The sequence below is a fragment of the Vibrio hibernica genome (assembly GCF_015223435.1).
GTDB lineage: Bacteria > Pseudomonadota > Gammaproteobacteria > Enterobacterales > Vibrionaceae > Vibrio > Vibrio hibernica.
Window position 1 is genome coordinate 115,503 of the sequence record NZ_VHKO01000005.1, and the last position, 20,365, is coordinate 135,867.

The 20,365-nt window shown below is 39.2% G+C and carries 12 protein-coding genes and 3 pseudogenes; 7 read left to right on the top strand and 8 right to left on the bottom strand.

What is annotated here, in order from left to right:
• Positions 1 to 455 precede the first annotated feature (455 nt).
• From malE to FH976_RS04085, 4 genes and pseudogenes are all read left to right on the top strand, one after another.
• On the top strand, positions 456 to 1,634 hold the full coding sequence (malE, locus tag FH976_RS04070; RefSeq protein WP_194089638.1) for a maltose/maltodextrin ABC transporter substrate-binding protein MalE: 1,179 nt from the start codon (positions 456 to 458) through the stop codon (positions 1,632 to 1,634).
• A gap of 339 nt (positions 1,635 to 1,973) precedes the next feature.
• Positions 1,974 to 3,500 (top strand): maltose ABC transporter permease MalF, encoded by a 1,527-nt coding sequence (gene malF / locus FH976_RS04075; protein ID WP_407701626.1) that lies wholly within the window; start codon positions 1,974 to 1,976, stop codon positions 3,498 to 3,500.
• Between the two features lie 12 nt (positions 3,501 to 3,512).
• Positions 3,513 to 4,403 carry a maltose ABC transporter permease MalG gene (malG, locus tag FH976_RS04080; RefSeq protein WP_194089640.1) on the top strand — a complete coding sequence of 297 codons (891 nt, stop codon included), beginning with the start codon at positions 3,513 to 3,515 and terminating at the stop codon, positions 4,401 to 4,403.
• A 210-nt stretch (positions 4,404 to 4,613) separates the two neighbouring features.
• Positions 4,614 to 5,458, top strand: a pseudogene (locus FH976_RS04085) (IS5 family transposase); the annotation flags it as partial.
• Positions 5,459 to 5,498: 40 nt separating this feature from the next.
• On the opposite strand, the pseudogene FH976_RS04090 reads toward FH976_RS04085, so the two are convergent.
• A pseudogene (locus FH976_RS04090) lies at positions 5,499 to 6,577 on the bottom strand (IS3 family transposase).
• Positions 6,578 to 6,971: 394 nt separating this feature from the next.
• On the opposite strand from FH976_RS04090, the gene FH976_RS04095 reads away from it, so the two are divergent.
• The 3 genes and pseudogenes from FH976_RS04095 to FH976_RS04105 form a co-directional block, all read left to right on the top strand.
• Positions 6,972 to 7,640: a hypothetical protein gene (locus FH976_RS04095; protein ID WP_194089642.1), complete on the top strand. Its 669-nt coding sequence runs from the start codon at positions 6,972 to 6,974 to the stop codon at positions 7,638 to 7,640.
• Positions 7,641 to 8,061: 421 nt separating this feature from the next.
• The gene (locus tag FH976_RS04100) at positions 8,062 to 9,042 is read left to right on the top strand and encodes an IS110 family transposase (RefSeq protein WP_194089643.1); all 981 of its coding nucleotides are present in this window, start codon (positions 8,062 to 8,064) and stop codon (positions 9,040 to 9,042) included.
• 52 nt (positions 9,043 to 9,094) lie between these two features.
• Positions 9,095 to 9,352 (top strand): annotated as a pseudogene (locus tag FH976_RS04105) (transposase); the annotation flags it as partial.
• Between the two features lie 70 nt (positions 9,353 to 9,422).
• Here FH976_RS04105 and FH976_RS04110 read toward each other — a convergent pair.
• From FH976_RS04110 to FH976_RS04140, 7 genes are all read right to left on the bottom strand, one after another.
• Positions 9,423 to 11,357, bottom strand: a complete 1,935-nt coding sequence (locus FH976_RS04110) for a bifunctional diguanylate cyclase/phosphodiesterase (RefSeq protein WP_194089645.1) — start codon at positions 11,355 to 11,357, stop codon at positions 9,423 to 9,425.
• A gap of 4 nt (positions 11,358 to 11,361) precedes the next feature.
• Complete coding sequence (locus FH976_RS04115) at positions 11,362 to 12,078, bottom strand: transglutaminase-like cysteine peptidase (protein WP_194089646.1); 717 nt, start codon at positions 12,076 to 12,078, stop codon at positions 11,362 to 11,364.
• Positions 12,059 to 12,652 carry an OmpA family protein gene (locus FH976_RS04120; protein ID WP_194089647.1) on the bottom strand — a complete coding sequence of 198 codons (594 nt, stop codon included), beginning with the start codon at positions 12,650 to 12,652 and terminating at the stop codon, positions 12,059 to 12,061. The genes FH976_RS04115 and FH976_RS04120 overlap by 20 nt, the downstream gene beginning before the upstream one ends.
• Positions 12,653 to 12,661: 9 nt before the next feature.
• A complete protein-coding gene (locus tag FH976_RS04125; RefSeq protein ID WP_194089648.1) occupies positions 12,662 to 13,975 on the bottom strand; it encodes a TolC family outer membrane protein in 1,314 nt (437 codons plus the stop codon).
• 221 nt (positions 13,976 to 14,196) lie between these two features.
• Positions 14,197 to 16,509, bottom strand: coding sequence for a type I secretion system permease/ATPase (locus FH976_RS04130; RefSeq protein WP_194089661.1), 2,313 nt, complete (start codon positions 16,507 to 16,509; stop codon positions 14,197 to 14,199).
• Between the two features lie 8 nt (positions 16,510 to 16,517).
• On the bottom strand, positions 16,518 to 18,458 hold the full coding sequence (locus FH976_RS04135) for a bifunctional diguanylate cyclase/phosphodiesterase (RefSeq protein ID WP_194089649.1): 1,941 nt from the start codon (positions 18,456 to 18,458) through the stop codon (positions 16,518 to 16,520).
• Positions 18,459 to 18,561: 103 nt separating this feature from the next.
• The gene (locus FH976_RS04140) at positions 18,562 to 19,959 is read right to left on the bottom strand and encodes an HlyD family type I secretion periplasmic adaptor subunit (protein WP_194089650.1); all 1,398 of its coding nucleotides are present in this window, start codon (positions 19,957 to 19,959) and stop codon (positions 18,562 to 18,564) included.
• Positions 19,960 to 20,365: the final 406 nt, after the last annotated feature.

Below are 20,365 nucleotides of genomic sequence, written 5' to 3' on the forward strand. Positions count from 1 at the left end.
GATATGAGAGGTTGCCTTTAATGTAAATAATTTGCTATGGAATCTATATTACTTGAGTGCATCAAAGCTGCCTCCTCCTTGCATGATTAATTTTTGGTGGACAGAGGGGGAGGAGTGCATAGATCACACTTTTTAATCCAGATCATCTTTGGAGTAAATACTCAATAATTGGCATGCGTTCGATCACGTTTATGCTTTGTTGTAAGGTATATTAGCAAATTATTGTGAATCTAAATCACAGTTTTTATCTTGCTGCGTGGGGGCGTAGAGATTAGGAGGATGTCCATCATTTCTAATTATTGCAAGATTTAACCGTGCCAAGATGTCTAGCCAATGTGAATGAATATAGATCTTGCTACTAATGGGTATAGCTCTTGCTGCTCAGGACTCGTTATCGTGTTACCGACCCTACAGGTTGTAACCGCCAAATAAGAACAATAGAAAGGATCATGGAAATGAAAAAAATCCTCAAAACTGCCATTTTATGTAGCTTAGCGTTAAGTGGTGTGAGTGCTCATGCCGCCATTGAAGAAGGTCAACTGACCATATGGATTAATGGTGATAAAGGCTATAACGGTCTTGCTGAAGTGGGTAAAAAATTTGAAGCGGACACTGGCATTCAAGTGACGGTTTCTCATCCTGATAAATTAGAAGAGAAATTCCCACAATTGGCTTCAACCGGTGATGGCCCTGATATTGTTCTTTGGGCGCACGATCGCTTTGGTGGATATGCGAAAGCAGGACTATTAGCAGAAGTGAAACCTTCGGCTGAATTCAAGTCGAAATTCTCTGATTTCACGTGGGATGCAGTTTCTTACGATGGTAAATACATCGGCTATCCTGTTGCAGTTGAATCCTTATCGCTTATTTACAATAAAGACTTAATCAAAACCCCACCTAAAAACTGGGAAGATATTGCTGCTCTTGATAAGAAGCTACAAAAAGAGGGTAAGCACGCCATCATGTGGAACCTGTCAGAACCTTTCTTTACTTGGCCAATTCTTGCGGCTGACGGTGGATACGCGTTTAAATTTGAAAATGGTGCTTACAACCCTAAAGATGTGGGTGTGAATAACGCGGGTGCAGTGAATGCGATGAGTTTTGTGAAAGGCTTAGTCGATCAAAAAGTGATTTCACCTGATGTGGATTACACTATTGCAGAATCTGGTTTCAACAAAGGTGAAGTCGCGATGACCATTAATGGTCCTTGGTCTTGGGCTAACATTGATAAAGCGGGTATTAATTACGGTGTGACCACATTGCCAATGTTTAATGGCAAACCATCAAAACCATTTGTTGGTGTGTTAACGGCGGGCATTAGCTCAGCATCACCAAACAAAGATTTAGCGGTTGAGTTTATTGAAAATTACATGCTAACCAAAGACGGTTTAAAAGCTATCAATGACGATACGCCATTAGGCGCGGTAGCGTTAAAATCGTATCAAACTGAGTTAGCGAAAGATCCACGTATTGCTGCCACCATGAGTAATGCGCAAAATGGTGAAATTATGCCAAATATCTCTGAAATGTCGGCATTCTGGTACGCGGAAAAAGCGGCCATTGGTAATGTGGTTAATGGTCGTCAATCGGTGAAAGAAGCACTAAATACAGTTGCTGAACGCATGACGAAATAATATCTCGTGTTCTCACTGGTCTTGGTTTATCGCTTCATGGGTAAATTAAATCCAGTGTTGTGAGAGGGAAGAGAGCTGCCTCTTTCTTCTTTCTCACTCACTTATTTATTTGCTTCTTATGTAACGGTAGACGAAACGTTTATCGATGCCTTTGATTAGAGTTTGGGCTTTGTTTCAATCTCTTATGCCGTTTCAAAAGCTGACGTGTTTTCAAAACTTCTGTTTAGATCATGCGATATGGTAATGGAATCTATTATGTCTTCGAATCTTGTGTCATCTCATCCCCTTCATATTCCAGAGTCTGCTTCTCAATCATGGCTTAAGTCTCATTGGGTTAAAATGGCGGTGTTGTCTGCGGTTACTCTACTCAATGGTTATGCGATCGTTTTAATGTACTCGCGCGGTGAATTTGCTTTTGCGTTGCTCACTTTGATTTTAGCGTCTATGGGTGTTTATGTTTTTGCTCGTAAACGGACTTACGCTCATCGCTATATTTATCCTGGTGTAGCGGGGATGATCTTATTTATTATTTTCCCATTGATTTATACCATCGGTTTGGCGTTTACCAACTATAGCGGCGCCAATCAGTTAAGTTTTGAACGAGCTCAAAGCGTATTAATGGATCAAACGTTTCAAAGTGGTGACAGTTATTCGTTTGAATTACGTCAACACGACGACCTTTACTCCATTGCTTTAAAGCTTAGAACACCTAATAAGCAAGGTGACACTTGGCTGATTTCAGCGCCGATTTCCTTGAACAAAGGTTCATTACCACAACAATCCGAATCTATAAAATTACAGCCTTCTAACACTTTATCCGGTAATAAAGTCCCGCTAAAGTCAGTGATCCAAAACCGTAATGTATTAAGTGAATTTGTGGTTGAAACGCCAGATGGCACCGATCTTAAAATGTCGGGTTTACGCAAGTTTGCACAAGTGAAATCACTGTATACGCTTGATGCAGATGGCGAGAGCTTAGTGAACAATAAAACCGGTGAAGTATTAAAACCGAATTACAAGATTGGTTACTACCAAACCGTTGATACGAATGGCGCATTTATCGGCCAACCGATGACGCCAGGTTTTATTGTGAATATTGGTTTTGATAACTTTACTCGTATCTTTAACGATCCGGGTATTCAAGGTCCATTCTTTAAAATCTTTGTGTGGACGGTATTGTTCTCAGCCATCACTGTGGCGTTAACGCTTGCCTTTGGCGTGATTTTGGCACAAATCGTTTCTTGGGAAGCATTAAAAGGACGTGGTTTATATCGTGTGTTATTAATCCTTCCTTATGCTGTGCCGGCGTTCATTTCAATTTTGATCTTTAAAGGACTATTTAACCAAAGCTTTGGTGAGATCAATCAATTACTACAAGGCTTATTTGGCTTAAGCCCAGCATGGTTTACTGACCCGACACTCGCTAAAACTATGATCATTATCGTCAATACTTGGCTCGGTTATCCGTACATGATGATCTTGGCGATGGGGATGTTAAAAGCGATCCCAGATGATCTGTATGAAGCATCAGCAATGGATGGCGCAGGACCCATCGATAACTTCTTTAAAATTACGTTGCCATTATTGGTTAAGCCAATGGTGCCGTTATTAATTGCCAGCTTTGCATTTAACTTTAACAACTTTGTATTAATCCAATTATTAACCAATGGTGCGCCCGACATGATTGGCACCACGGTTCCAGCCGGTCATACTGATTTATTGGTAAGTTACACCTACCGTATTGCCTTTGAAGGCGCTGGTGGTCAAGACTTTGGCCTAGCGGGCGCGATTGCAACTTTGATCTTCTTATTGGTTGGCGGTTTGTCACTGCTGAACATGAAATTCACCAAGCTAGAAACAGAATAAGGAGTACTGACTATGGCTATGGTTCAACCAAAATCATTAAAATACCGTTTGTGGGCAACCCATGTAGGAATGTGGGTTTTTCTTGCGGTGATGATGTTTCCTCTGTTGATGGTGATTGCTATTTCTTTACGTGAAGGCAATTACGCGGCTGGGGAACTTATTCCTAGCAACCCATCATTAGAGCATTGGAAGCTGGCACTTGGATTTGATGTGGTACATGCCGATGGCAGCGTGACCAAACCGCCATTTCCCGTTTTGTTATGGCTATGGAACTCAGTAAAAGTGGCAGGTTTAACCGCGATTGGAATTGTGACGTTATCAACCACCTGCGCTTATGCTTTTGCTCGCATGAAGTTTAAAGGCAAAACCTTAATTCTTCGTTCAATGCTGATTTTCCAAATGTTCCCAGCGGTACTGGCGCTAGTCGCTTTATACGCCTTGTTTGATCGTTTAGGTACTTACGTTCCATTCTTAGGTTTGAATACGCACGGTGGTGTGGTGTTCGCTTACATGGGAGGCATAGCACTACATGTTTGGACGATTAAAGGTTATTTTGAATCAATTGATAATTCGTTAGAAGAAGCCGCCGCTCTAGATGGTGCAACTCCATGGCAAGCTTTCCGTTTAGTATTATTGCCGTTATCCGTTCCAATTCTAGCGGTGGTATTTATCTTGTCATTCATTGCTGCGGTCACTGAGGTGCCAGTTGCTTCATTACTGCTACGAGATGTGAATTCATACACTTTAGCGGTAGGCATGCAGCAGTACTTATACCCACAAAACTACCTATGGGGTGACTTTGCCGCGGCGGCGGTACTTTCGGCATTACCGATCACCATTGTGTTCTTAATGGCGCAGAAGTTTTTAGTAGGCGGATTAACCGCTGGTGGTGTGAAAGGGTAGGCTTTTAAACAAATAGTGATAAATAACAAATGCCACAGATTTTAAGTCTGTGGCATTTTTGTATGATTAATCACATCCATTTGGAATTGATATTTCAATCAGAACTAACCAACTGCTTCTTGCCTCGCAGGGCTTTGTTGCGTAATTCGATGGAACTAAATGTGTAAGTGACAATCAGATCACATACATCCTATTAAACTGTCGATATCCATGGCAAAATCTCGCTATAAGACCAAAAACTGGAAGCAATATAATCAATCACTTATTAAACGTGGCTCACTCACTTTCTGGATTGGTGAAGAAGCGATCCAAGAATGGGAAGAAGCTAAGCAAGGAAAGCGTGGAAGGCCCCGTATTTTTAGAGATTTAGCGATAACAACAGCACTTATGGTGAAACGACTATTTTCAATGCCCTTAAGGGCATTGCAGGGATTTATAGACTCTGTATTTCAACTTGCTCAAGTCTCACTCATTTGTCCTCATTATTCCTGTATTAGTCGTCGAGCTAAAGGAGTTGAAGTCTCATTTAAAACAAAAATTCGTGGCACGATTCAGCACTTAGCCATTGATTCTACTGGCCTCAAGGTTTATGGCGAAGGTGAATACGAAGTAAGGAAACATGGAACAAATGGGAAACGTCGGATCTGGCGTAAATTACACCTTGGCGTTGATGTTGTTATCCATGAAATTATTATGGCAGAATTAACGTTATCCAATATCAGTGAGGGAGAAGTTCTACCAAATTTGCTAAAGCAAACACGTCGAACAATCTTAGAGATATCAGGCGATGGCGCTTATGATACTCGACAATGCTATGAAGCCACCCAGATCAAAAAAGCAATCCTACTTATTCCAGCAAGACGGAGGGCAAGCTTTTGGGAAAAGGGACATCCACGCAATCTATCCGTTGGTTTTCAGCAGTTTTATGGTTCAAATAAGCAGTGGAAAACACGGTTTGGGTACCATAAAGGTCAATTTCAGAAACGGCGATGCATCGCGTCAAAAAGCTACTGGGTGGAACACTAAGCTTAAGAAATTATAATGCTCAAGTTGGAGGGTAATCCTCCCATTTCTAACTGCAGTTAAAAGTAGAAGTTAAGCTGCCATCAATGGTGGTCTACCACCATTGGCTTTATGAGGCCGTTCATGATTATAAAACCAAAGCCAATTGGTTGCATAGTCTTGGACATCTTCCAATGAATCGAAAATGTGCTTGCTCACCCAACTGTATCGAATGGTTCGGTTATGCCTTTCAATATAAGCATTTTGTTGTGGATTCCTAGGTTGAATGTAATCAACCCGAATTCCATGTTGTTTTGCCCAATTAGTAAATTCATGACTAATGAATTCAGGCCCATTATCACATCGAATTGCGATGGGTTTTGACTGCCATTCTAGAAGCTGATCCAGAGTGCGCATAACTCGTGAAGCAGGCAAAGAAAATCCTGCTTCAATCGCTAAACCTTCCCGACGATAGTCATCAATTACATTAAATAAGCGATAATTTCGACCATCAGATAGCTGCTCGTGCATAAAATCTATAGACTAAACTTGATCAGAACGGAGCGGTTCCTTTAATAGTTCAGGTTTATTACGTTTTGGCCTTCGACGTGGCTTAATGCGAAGATTTAAAGCTAACTCACAGTAAATACGGTAGACGCGTTTATGATATCCAACGATAGCCTTTCACATTGCGTAAATAATCAAAACACAAACCAAAGCCCCAATCACTTTGAGCTAAAGTCAGTGAGATTAATCAATCGGCAATTAAATCATTTTCAGCACTCAACTTAGGCTGATATCGATAACAGGTTTCACTTACGTGAAACCATTCGCATGCTTTTTTTAATACTGACTAAATGTTTCGCCACCGAACTCTGAGCCATCTCACGACGCTCACAGGGCTTCACCACTTTTTTGACATAGCATCTTGAATAACTTCGGCTTTTAGCCGTTCTTCAGCATACATTTTTTTTGAGTCGACGATTTTCATCTTCAAGTTCTTTTAATCGAGCCATCAACGAGGCATCCATACCTCCATATTCTGCACGCCATTTATAAAAAGAAGCGTTACTCATTCCATGCTCACGACAAAGCTCAGGCACAGGCGTGCCGGCTTCAGCTTGTTTTAGGATGGAAAGGATCTGACTGTCCGTGTACCGTGATTTTTTCATATTGAATCTCCTACGTTTAGATTACGAGAAAATTCTACTTTTGCCAGTGGTTATTTTTAGGGGGGATTACCGGAGAAGCTTACGCAATAATTAAAGCTTTAAATAAGCTAACAGGGCTAGGTATACTTAAAACTTACCGAATTGATTGAAATACCACCATTTAGGTGTTGTTACCTCTAAATTTGAATTACGCAACAAAGCCGTAAATAGAACGAATAAAAACTTACTAGTTTATAATCTAATTAAATGGAAATAACTCCCTAGTAATAGGAGATATTTCCTATAAATTTCGTTAAAATGGTAAGGATTATGACTAATGTATTTTAGTTAACTATAATTTGGCTTAAATGACTGGTTTGTTAAGAATTTCATCGCGTGTGAAAGGGAATATAATATGAAAAAAATTTACTTAGCTTTAGCTATTGCAGGGACGCTTACTGGATGTACTTCTAACTCGGATAAGGCGCCTGTAAATACTACGCCAGTACCCGCTATGGGCAAAGTTGCTGATGGTGCATTTACTCGTTTTGCTTTAAATGGCAACAGCAGTGGTGCTTGGTTGGTGCATGCTACACCAGAGTTAGGTTTAGGCGCGGTTGAAGCAACGAATATTACCGCTTCTGGTGATCCTGGTTCTCTTCGTTTGTTTTACCCTTCAATCAATGAAAGCTCAATGTTACAAGCAGGGCCTGGTGTAAGCCAAATTATTCCAAATATTGAACCAGATACCGATTACCTTTTGACGGTTTATTACCGTGATGAAAAAGGCGATGAGTCACCAAACTTACTTGAGTTGGGTGTGAAAGATATGGGTGTTGGTTCTCTAGCTGGCAACACCTTAAGAACAAAGGTATTTACCAATGATGATATTGTTGGTTCTGGTGGCGATGATACGAATGGTTTCCGTAAAGTGGAATTAGCCTTTAATTCAGGCAGTAACACAACGTTGGAGGTTTATGCACTAACTCACCTTAACAGCACTGAAAATATCGACATGAATGGTGAGATAGCCCTCCAAACAGAGGTGTTTATTGATGATGTCGTGCTAAAGGCTGATGATTAATCGAGCTTAATACCTAAAGCTCTAATTATTATAACCTAGTACAAGAAAACCCCCTGATATTTTTGAACTGACCCCCAATAGTTGGACAACCAACATTGGGGGTTATTTATGTCTAAATACACCAGAGAATTAAAACTCTGCATCGGACAACGATGTCTTGACGGCGAATCTTCTGGAACTCTTGCCAAAGAGTTCTCTATTGATTCTAAGCAAATCCGATACTGGGCTTCAGTTGTAGTGGTCTTGAAGCTTTGGATGATTAGCTATCTCCAAGCTCTAAAATCAGTGAGGATGTTGTACCACGTAATGTTTAACATTGAGCTGTAGATTATCCCCTGATTTTACTTTCTCTAATACTGGATGGTATCCGAGCACTTAGTGATTTACTAATGATGCTGTATGTACAAGTGGAGTCATTGATATGAGATTAAATGTTGGAATTGATGTAAGCAAAGAAACGCTCGATCTCTGTTTATTGTTAAATCAAGCCAAGAGCGGCAGCAAATTTAAATGCTTCAAAAACAGAAAGATTGACTATTTAGCCATCAATGATTGGATCTTGAAGCTATCTAAATGTCAGCCTAATGATATTGTCATTACGATGGAATCCACAGGGGTTTATCATGAAGCAATAGCCCTGTATTTATACACTATGGGCTTCCAAATCTTTATTTCAAATCCTGGCAAAGCTAAGAAATTTTCGCAAGCACTAGGGTTAATCCATAAAACTGATAAGTCAGATGCTTATATGCTCGCAAGATATGGGGCCGCTCAAAATGAGCAGATTCATTTATGGAAACCTGATGATGCTAATACCAGGAATATCAAGGCTTTAACTCGCAGATTATCCGCTTTAGAAAAAGATCGTTTAAGAGAAAACAACCGACTTGAAGCAAGTGAAATCAGCGATGCTCATAATAGAGTATTACTCTCAATTACTCGTATTATTAGGATCATAGAAGACGAAATACAAGAGATTGAAAACGAAATCGATACTATTATCTCTGCTTGTCCTACCATGAAAAAGAACCATGATTTACTCATGAGTGTCATCGGTATAGGTAAGGTAATGTCCCGAGAGTTAGTCTATTTGTTTTCAGCTAAAAACTTTTCAACAGCTAAGCAAGCTGCAGCATATGTTGGCCTAATACCTAAGCTAAATGAATCAGGTTCGTTTAAAGGGAGAACGACACTGAGTAAAATTGGTCCATCCAGAATTCGATCCAAAATATTTTTAGCAGCAGTTAGTGCTGGAACACATAACCCAGATATTAAAGCACAAAAAAATCGACTTCTAGCTGCTGGGAAAACTAAGATGCAAGCGTTAGGAGCTGCAATGAGAAAGCTAATTCAAATTTGCTTTGGTGTAAAAAAAACCAAACAAAATACAAATCTGAGTTAGCATAAAATTAGGGTTGCGAGTGCTTTGGAGAGATGGTATCTACAATCATGGATATCGTAATCAACTGAAGGAAAAAGGGATTAAGCAAAGTATGTCGAGAAAGGGAAACTGTCTTGATAATGCTGTAGCGGAAAACTTTTTCGCCTTTTTAAAAACAGAAATGTACCACAGTTACCATTTTGACAATGCAAAGCAACTTATGGATTGTATTGATGAATATATTGATTATTACAATAATGATCGGATTAAGGTTAAATTAAAAGGCCTGACTCCGGTAGAATACCGAAATCAGGCCTTAGAAGCCGCATAACAGAAATGTCCAACTTTAAGGGGTCAGTTCATTTTCTATCAAGGGTTTTTCTTGTTTTTTCTGTTATTTATTATGAACCGTTTAATTCTAGCTTATCGGTGATGAACCCTTGGAAGCACTGAATATCAAGCTCAACTAATTGTTCAATTTGCTTTAAATTCTCTACATGGGTTGCAATCATACCAATCCCTAAGTTACTGGCGATACGAGTCATGGAAGCTAGAACATCATATTTAGCTGGATCATCCAACTGGTTAGTGTATGCAAAATCCAATTTGACATAGGTCGGTTGAACTTGATGTAGGTAATCGATAGAGCTGAAACTATGACCAAAGTTATCAATACCAAATTTAAACGAATGCTGGAGCAGTAATTGAGTAATGACTTTAGTTTCTTCAAGGTGTTTAGTGAAGCAAACCTCATGGAGCTCAAATATTAGCACCTCAATGAGCTGAGGGTTAGCTTTTAGCATTTGAGTTAAGAAGATAACAAATTGGCTATTATGAAGGCTATCTTTACTTATGTTAACCGCAATCGGTGACTTGTTTGGGTTAGAAGCCAATTGATTATTGACAAGCGTTAGTACATGATTATCGAACTGATAGGCTACATCAGTATCTTCTAGCGTAGTAATAAAATGATTGGCTGTGTAGATAATATTATCCACTTCAATATAAGCAAAGGCCTCGTAGTGTAGAATTTGTTGCTCTTTATTAATCGCCGGTTGAAGTCGAATTTTGACTTGTTTATTTTCAATACTTTGTTTAACAAAGTTCTGCCATTCAATTTTACCCTTAGTAAATTCTGGCAAAATTGCATTCTCATTAAATAAAAATGTTTTTAGGCCGCTTTGTTGACGAGCTTGAGTTAGGGCGCTATCAAGTTGAGTGAAAACCGTTCTCATGTCGGTTTGATTATGTAAGATCATCATCCCAATATATGTTGAGCTATCTTCAATTAACTCGTGCGATTGCCATTCATTAACGAGATTGAGTGCTGTCTCTGATAGTTGGTCTAAATACTCATAATGGCAATGAGGGGCCAGCAAAATAAACTCAGAGCGACTAAAACGAGAAAAGGTATTTCTTCCGTCAACCAACGAACTTAATTTCTGAGCAAGTTCTTTAACTATGCTATCGGCTTTATCAAATTCTTTGTTTTCATACGCATCTTCAATTATATCGACTTTCATTAACCACAGACCACAATGTTCATGAGTGTTAGAAGTTAACCATGGTTCAAGCTGAGTGATGAAATATTCACGATTACTTAACTCAGAAACAGGATCTTGGTAAGCACGCATACGTAAGCGCTTTACTTCATCTGCAGACTGTAAGTAATGAGACTCAATGTGTTTACTCATGTAATTAATCGCTTGTATTACATCAGAGAGTTCACGAGTATTGACTTGAGGAATAGGGTCGCCAAACTTATTTAAACTAATTTCATTCGCATGCTTTTGTATGTTCTTTAATGGCTTGAACATGACTCGAAGTATGATGTTCATCGAGATTGCAGCAAGTAATGAATTAATAATAAATGCGGTGAGCAAGCGTAGAGTCAGCGCCCACAGTTGGTCATAACTTGTTGCCGTATTATTGGTGACGGTTAAGGTTGCTGCTTGCATCCAACCATCCATCAATACGCGAGATTCTGTTAGCTTTTCAAAAGACGCGATTTTTTGAAACCATTCTGGGGAGTCAGATTTTTGATTAAGAGCCTTACGTTGAATTTGGGGATTGCTATTATTTATTTTGAGAGTGATAGAGCCGTAGAAGCCACTATCAAAAGAGGCATTTATGACAGATTCTAGACCCACTTTATCTTTTTGATGAATGAACGGTGTTAGCGCAATATTCAATGCGCTGATCATGTTTGTCATCTCAACCTTTTGCTGAATTTTCAGGTAAGTATGGCTAGAGTGGAGTAGTAGGCCAAAAACTGATGTTGTCAATATTAAGAAGATTATCGATAACCAAATTTGGAATTTATTATATAGACTCATAGCATCATTGATCCAAGTTTATAATAGGGTGATGAGTGTCATGCTGACTTCGCCTACGTAATTTTTTCCACATACTTAAATTGGAGGCATTACCGGCCGGTAATGATTGGCTTCCGGCAGCGCCTCCTTTTGTGATCCATAAGTTAGTGGCGTTAAAACTATAGACAGGAACGAGATCGCTTCTTTGACTGGCTGGTTTTATTTCGCCATCAATATTATCTAGAATTAAGGGCATTGAACTTGGCGTCTCATAATAAGCTACGACCATATGAAATTGATTTAATGTCAGTGATTTTACATAGATTAAGCGCAATTTTTCGTCATCTACCCCTAATTCTCGCAGGGTATAATATTTGGCAATACTAAAATCTTCACAGTCTCCGTCTCCACCGCCAACATTAAGAAACTGCACCGGTGTTGCCCAATAATCATCTTCACCCCATAATTTTATATCATCAATAAACACTAATTGATTAAAAAAGTTATTCACTTCGGATAATTGTAGAGAGAGGGAGTGACTCTGTAAGTTATGAGTGAGCTCTAACCATGATTTTATTCGTAAGCCAGCACGTTGTCCAAAGTGTTCATGACTGAAGGTGATAATTTGTTGTTCAATAGCAGTGAGAGCCGAAGCTCTCACTGAAATGATTAATAAAATGAAGAAAAGACAGGCGGTAAGCGAAAAAGAGAGAAAAGGTCTCTTAGTCTTTACGTTGATCATAGATAGTCCAGCTTTCTACTACGCTGCTATCCATCCCTACTACTGTAGCAGTAACACGACGACTTAATGTCATAGTTTCTTCTCTTGATGTTGCTTGAATTGGATCACTGTCACCATAACCTACGGCTTGTATGCGTTTAGGGCTGATGCCTGCTGCAACCAAGGCTTTATAGACATTCGCTGCACGATGTATAGAGAGGTACTTATTGTGTTCTGCCGGGCCTATTGGGCTAGCATAACCATTAAGTACAATATGAGTTTTTGGATATTTGTCTAAGAAGTTACTTATATTCTTAATGTGTTTATCATAAGCTGCAGGAATCACGGTTGAATCGTTAGCAAATAAAATATGTAGTTTATCTTCTTCTTTTGAATGTACAACAGTAGGGCATCCATTGTTATCAATCATAGCGTTTTTACGAGTATTAGCACATAAATCACGTGCGTTAATCACACCGTCATTATCCGAATCGCTCAGATCTTTTGAATGAAAGGCGATTGGCGGTGGAGCAGATTCTAGGTTTGAACATGCACCCAATAGTAAAACTAATAAAGAAAGAGTTAATGCTTTCATAGTATTTCCTTATTTAGACGAACGAACCCATTCATCAGGGATGGCAACACGTAATTCATTCAGAAGTAGGCCTGTTGAATTCAATAGGCGATAATTAGCAATAATACCAGAATAGTGTGCGGTTAAATAAGCTTTACGAGATTCAAATAATTCATTTTCGGTGTTTAATAGGTCTAATAAGGTTCGTTTACCGATTTTGTATTGTTTCTCATAAGCGATGATGGTTTTTGCTGCAGAATCTACGTGTTGTTGAAGGAATTTTTCTTGTGATTCAGCCAGTTCTTTGGCGCTCCATGATAAACGGGTACTTTCTTCTAATAGGCGGTAGGCGTTATCTCGAATGTTTTTTGCTTTACTTATTTGGCTGGCAGCTGAACGACTGTCTGCTGCATCACTACCACCGTTGTATAGGTTGTAGTTCATTTTAAGCATTACTTTAAGCTCATCGGTATCACCATTAGATGCGTCTAGTTCATCTCCATATTTCTGTGAGCCTTCGACAGTAAATGTCGGTAACATTGTGCCTTTGGTTTGTTCGTATTGATACTGAGCGGCTTGCACATCATAGTAAGCTAAATACATAGTTAGGTTATTAGCTTTGGCTTTCTCAAGTGCATCATTTAGCGACTTAGCGACATAAGTATCATCAACTCTAGGTTTTCTTAAATCTTGAGGATAAGAACCAACTACTCTTACAAATGCCGTAATTTTGTCGTTAAGGTTACTTTGGGCTGAAATTAAGTTAGTATTGGCTTGTGCAACACGTCCCTCAACCTGAATGACATCTGCCGTTGAGCTTAAACCTGAATCTGTACGTTTTTTGATATCACGGTAGATGCGCATGTGAACATCATGATTAGCTTGAGATAGGGTAACCACTTCTTGCGCTTGAATGACATCAACATAAGCCTCAACAGTGGATAATGCCATATCTTGGGCATCAGAGAGTAATTGATAGCGTTGAGACTCAGCTTCTGCTTTTGTTCTTTTTATGTCGTTATAAGTGCTTGAGCCATCCCAGATTAGCTGACGAATGCTGATTTGAGCGTAGCGAGGGTTGTATTCGCCTTGAGAGCCGGCACTGTTGTCATAATCTTCATAGCCTACAGCCGCTTCAAGATCGACCGATGGTAAGTATTTACCTATTGAGGCTCGGCTGGTTTCTTTTTGGCTGATAAATTCATTGTAGGTTGATTGAATATTTGGGTTCGTTGCTAATGCAGTGGCAATCGCTTGTTCAAGAGATTGCGCGTATGTTGGCAGTGCGATTAATTGGCAACCAAGGAAAATGGCTAATTTATTTATCTTTGGAGTTTTTATCATCATCATCCTCTTAATGCTAAATAGTTAAGCGTTAAGGAAAGGGGTACATAAAGCCGAAAACGGACAAAAATTTAGATTTACACAATATTACAGGGTATTTATAAAAAATCATATACCTTTTAATTGATCAATGGTGTTAAATATATAAATCTAAACGCATGATTTCGTTAGAATCTTATCAGTCTAGACAAAATCATGCGAATAAATTAGTTGTATACTTGTTAAATCGGTCTTGTTTGAATGGTGGATTTCTTCTGATTCGTTGCCGTTGCTTGTTTGGCTGCCGTAGTTGATGTTGGTTTAGAATCAGTATTACTTGTTGCCTTTGCCTTAGCTGCGCTTGGTTTCGGCTCGGAAGCAGAAGATGGTGCATCACTTGTTTTAGCCTCTGGTGTTGGTGCTTTTTTAGCAACAGTCGGTGCTGATTTCTGGGACTTTCCAAAGCGAAGCGTTTGTAATACTTTATCTCTAGGGCCATCGGCAATGATTTGGCCTTGTTCCATTACTATTAAACGATCGACTAAGTCTAGCATGCCGGTTTTATGCGTAATTAAGATGAGAGTTTCATCTTTACTAACGTTACGTAATTGGCGCTTGATGAACATTTCAGTACGGTTATCCATACTACTGGTTGGTTCATCCATGATCATAACTGGCGGTTTACCTAATAGTGCACGTGCAATCGCAATCGTTTGCCTTTGACCACCAGATAACGCGGCACCACCTTCACCAATTTGTTTTTCTAAACCAGCACTGTCTTTTTGCGTAAAGCTTGTTACCCCAGCGCGTTCAGCGGCAAGAATGATATCTTTATCACTGGCAAGAGGGCGGCCAAGTGCAATGTTGTCACGGATGCTACCGTAGAACAGGGTAATATCTTGCGGTACACAACCTAAATTACGGCGTATATCGATCTGATGTAACTGCTTAATATCCGTATCATCAATTAAAACTGTACCTGAAGTCGGTTGGTATAATCCCATCAAGATACGTTCTAACGTCGTTTTACCTGAACCAATACGACCAATAATACCAATGCGCTCACCAGGATTAATTGTCAGGTTAATATTTCTTAGTGAAGGCGAGGTTGCATTCGGGTAGGTGAAGTTCACATTATCAAATTGGATCTTACCTTTGATAATAGGGCGGTGGATATAACGCTTACCCGGTTCTTGCTCAGTTGGCATTTTCATTAAGTTGTCGATAATGCTCATTGCAGATTTCGCTTGGTTATAGCGAGTCGATAACATTGCTACTTGGATCATCGGGCTAACTGCACGTCCACTTAGCATGGTTGCTGCAATCAAACCACCCATGGTTAGGTCACCATTTCCGATTAAGTAAACACCGACAACGATCATTGCTACGTTCAAAAATTGTTGAACAAAACCCGCTGCATTTTGCAGTGAATCAGTGAGACGACGAGACTTTAAGCTCCAGTTTGCCATGTGGGCAACGGCTTCTTCCCAACGATATTGATACTGACTTTCTGCACCAAACATTTTTAGTGTTTCAAGACCTGATAAGCTCTCAATAAGGTTTGAGTTTTTTTGTGAAGCTAAACGAGAACCTTCTTCAATGGTACGTCGTAATGGCTTTTGTACGATAAAACTGTAACTGATCAGAATGATCACACCAATTAAAGGAACAATAGCTAATGGACCAGCAATGAAAGCAATCACGAGGATAAATAACAGAGCAAATGGCAAATCAATTAGAGTTGTAATACTAGAAGAGGTAAAGAAATCTCTGATTGATTCAAATTCTTGCATGTGTCTTGCAAAAGCACCAACGGAAGGTGGCTTAGATTCTAGGCGCATTCCCATTACATGACTAAAGATTTTTGAAGAAATCAAAATATCCGATTTCTTTCCCGCCACATCTAAGAAGTAGCTACGCATCATTTTTAAAATAAAATCAAAAATGAAGATGATGAAAACACCAACAGCTAGTACCCAAAGTGAGTCATAGGCTAGGTTAGGAACAATTTTGTCATATACCAAGCGTGAAAATAATGGGGCGCTTATGGCAAAGATATTAATTAAGATCGAGGCGATTAATACGTCACGGTAAATTTTACGTGACTGCCACAGAGTGCTCCAGAACCAGTGGCCATCGTTGTTTTTCAGAATTTCAGGTGAGCGTTCATCGTAACGGAAGCTCTTTTTAACCAAAAACAGCTGGCCGGTGTATTGTTTATTAAGTTCTTCTAAATGAATCCATTCTTGAGTGCTGTCATCATTTTGCGACAAGATTACTTCGGCTTCGTTTTTCTCGTAATCGACAGACAAGATAACGCATGCGTCACCATTTTTAAGCAATGCAACGACCGGCAAAAGTAGTGGTGGTAAATCATTAAGTGGTAATTCTTCGAGCTTAGCATTTAAGCCCGCGGTTGCTGCAGCGCGAGGGAATAAGTGTACAGTTAGTAAACCATCTTTGAGTGGTAAGCCTGCAATAAGCGCGTCAGGTGAATTAGCTTGGCCGTAATAACGACTGATATAATCGAGCGAATTTAATAGTGGATCTTTTATGGTATTCATTATCCCTGACCTTCAGTAACATCATTAATTTGCTCAGTAACAAAACCTTGGAAACCACCAAGTTCGAGTTCGATCAGTTTGTTTTTCTGTTTTATTGTTTCTACGCGAGAAGCAATAGTGGTGATTGATAAGTTGGCGGCAGTACGTGAAATGGAGAAAACAACGTCTGCTTTTTCGTTATCATCTATTTGAGTTGTGTAGGCAAAATCCAATTTGACATAAGCAGGGCGATAGGCATTGAGATAGCCAATTGAGCCAAAGTTATGACCAAAGTTATCAATACCAAAACTGTATTTGTGTGAAGTAATAATTTTACACAATAGTTTGGTATTATCAGGCTGTTTAATAAAGCAAATTTCAGGAATTTCAAACAATACACGGTTGGCATATTCAGGATTGGTTTCCATTTTTTGGCTTAACCAGCGCATAAAGCCAGTATCATTAACACTGCTTTGAGTTAAGTTAACCGCAATTGGATATTTCGGATCGTACATATCGACTTGTTCAAATACTGCGTCGATGATGTGCATATCAAAGTCTTGGCCTTTATCTAGGCTTTCAAGGGCATTCAAAAAGTTACCTGCTGAGTAGCGAGTATCGTCTTTTTGTATAGCAGCAAACACTTCTTGGTGGATCATTTGGTTATTGCTGTCGATAGCTTTCTGGTAGCTGAAAATAAACTCTTTATTGGCAATCGCTTCATCTACGATGGCTTTCCATTGTTGCTTACCAAAGCTTGGCTGGCTCTCATCACTATCCGCAGGAACCAAGATCATTGGTTCTTCGCGATTAGCACGAGCTTGTACTAAGCCGTTATCAGCGCGAGCAAGGAGATCTGAAATACTTTCGTCAGTTTGCTTCATAATTAAAGCAACCGCTGCTTGAAGTGGGGCAATATCAAGCGGATCGTTTTGTAATGCTGCGACACGGTTAAGCATAGCGCGACCCAGCTCAAGCATATCTTCGTCTGATGTGTTTGGAGCTAGTAGCATAAACTCAGAATTGTTTAAACGAGCAATATTGAACTCATCTGAAGAAATTTCCATTAATGATGCAGCAAAGTTACGAGTCAGTTCATCACCTTGGATATAACCTTCTTTTTCATACACTTCATCAAGTTGATCGACCCTGAGAAGGGCGATACCACCTGTTGAACCGCCTTCAATCCAAGATTTTAGTTGAGTCATCATGTATTTGCGATTAGCCAATCCAGATACTGGATCTTGGTATGCACGAACACGTAGTTTGTTTGCTTCTTCTGATTGTTGTTCAAAGTGTGCGTGAAGTTGCTTGGTTATTTGATTAAATGCCGAAACGACATCATTTAATTCTTGGTATTTAGAGGTTTCTAATACTTCATCAAATTTATTGTTAGCAAGATTTTGAGCGCTAACTTGGATAATTTGTAGCGGTACTAAAATTCGACGGAACACTATCGATAATCCTGCAACCAGAATCACACCACAAAATGTTAGAGCAAAAAGAATAGATTTAGTGTTATTCCACAACGTTTCATAAAAAAAAGTAGGACGACTGGTCACTTTTAGGTTGGCTAATGGTTGCCAGTTAGAGCTGATTTGTACCGTTTTCTGGACAGGTTTAATATTCGATAATGTCATAAACCAACTAGGTACAGAATCTTTTGGTTCTTTGAAGTCGAGATTAACGGCTTCACTCGATGTAATGGATACTAGAGTTGCTGATTGATAGTTATGATTATCAAATATTTTCTTGATAATAGCTTGAGCTTCTTCTAAGTCTTCGCCTTGTAGATAAGGTGAAAGAGCAAAAGTGGCTGCATTTAATGTGTCATCGAAGCGAACCGTTTGTTGTTCGACTAGGTCGCTACGCATGTGGTGGAATTCAAGAGCAAATAGAACTACGGATATAGTGATGAAAATCCCCATACTCCAAGTTAATAGCTGTTTGTACAATGTCATATCATTTCTCATTAAATAATTATGGTAATAGACCAAGAGAGATAAACTGATTTTATTGGCTACAAACCAGCTTGCAGAAATCGTTATGACGACTTGATGATGCTTATTGTTCTCTTAGTGCAGAATCAGTAGCCTTTAGAATCGGTTTTAATAGGTAACCCATTACGGTGCGTTTGCCGGTAATAATATCGGCCGAGGCAGTCATACCAGGAATAATTGGTAGGGATGCGCCGTCTTTATTGGTTAAAGCACTTTCATCCGTTCGAATTTTAACCTGGTAGAAGCTGTTGCCTTCGTCATCTTGAATCGTGTCTGCACTGATTGTTTCTACCGTACCGTCAAGGCCACCGTAGGTAGAGAAATTGTAGGCGGTAAATTTAATTAACACTGGTAATCCAGGGTGTAAGAAACCGATATCTTGAGGAGCAATTTTCGCTTCAATGAGTAATGTATCTTCTGTCGGTACAATTTCGATTAAATCCATACCTGGCTGGATAACACCACCGATAGTGTTGATATAAATTTTTTGAATGGTACCGGTAACAGGGGAGGTGACGACGGTGCGGTTTACTTTATCTTGTAATCCAATTTGAGATTCACTTTGGCCAGATAATTGTGCACTGGTCTTATTTAATTCGTTCTGGTTATCACTACGATACTTTAGAGCAATGTCTAAGTATTTTAATATCGCTTCATACACTGCAGATTCAGCAACCGGGATTTGCATTTTGGTTGAAGTCACATCACGACGAGTATCAATCAATTGACGACGTAATTTTAACAATTCAATTTCGGGAACCACGCCATCTTTTGCTAATGGCTCTGTTATATTAAATTCGTGACTTGCCACATTATAACTACTTTGGAGGCTTCTATAACGTGAGCGGTTTTCATCTAGTTCACGTTGTTTTTGTGTGACTTGTTGTCTTGCAACTGACAATTGGTTCTCAAGATTAGACACGTTACCTTGATATTCATTTAATTGACGAGTAACTAAGATTGGGTGTTTTTTTACAAAATCTTTATCAAACATAGGAAGAATTGACTCATCTACAATAACGCTATCTTCCCAGTTGCTGGTTTGCTTCGCTTTTTTCTTATCAATTTTTACGGCAGAAATTTGTGCTTTTAGACGAAATTGGTCGGCTTGCATATTGGCAATGTCAGAAGCTTTGCCTTGAAAGTCAGAGCGCGCTTGTGTGTCATCAATTAAAAGTAGACGTTGGCCTTTTTTAACAGGTTGGCCTTCACGAACGAGCACTTGTTTAACAATGCCACCTTCAAGGTTTTGTATCACTTGCATCTGAGTGGATGGAATAACTTTAGCTGTTCCTGTAGTTACTTTATCAAGCTTCGTCAGAGATGCCCAAATGATCGCGATAATAAAAAAAGCCACGATTGTCCAGAGCATGATTTTGGTCGTATAAGTGGTGCTGAGCATTAATGCTGATGACTTATCATCGACGAAGTCTAGTTGTTCGGTGGTGAGTTTTTTTTTCATTAAATTACCAAGAGCAAGCGAAGCTTGTTAACCAATAGATGGTGTTGTGTTAGTCATGCGTTAACGATGAACTATTTTATCATCAATTTTGCAAGAATAATCACTGCGACGAATGATGACATCTTTTTAATTATATTATATAGAAATAATGTTTTAAGCCACCTGTATTCACAGTTGTGAGTATATTAATAATTATAGATCATTATGTTCTCCATTACCTAAGCATGACGTTTTGGACTGGCTAAAACAGTGAATAAATTGAATGAAACGACTGTGGGTGGTATGGTTACAATAGTTTTATTTCTATATGGCAGAACTATGATTTAGCATCTTTTATAATGTAAATAGATGTGTTCTTACTTTTGCCTAAGCCTGTTTATTGTTGCTTTAAAATTAAATTCCTATA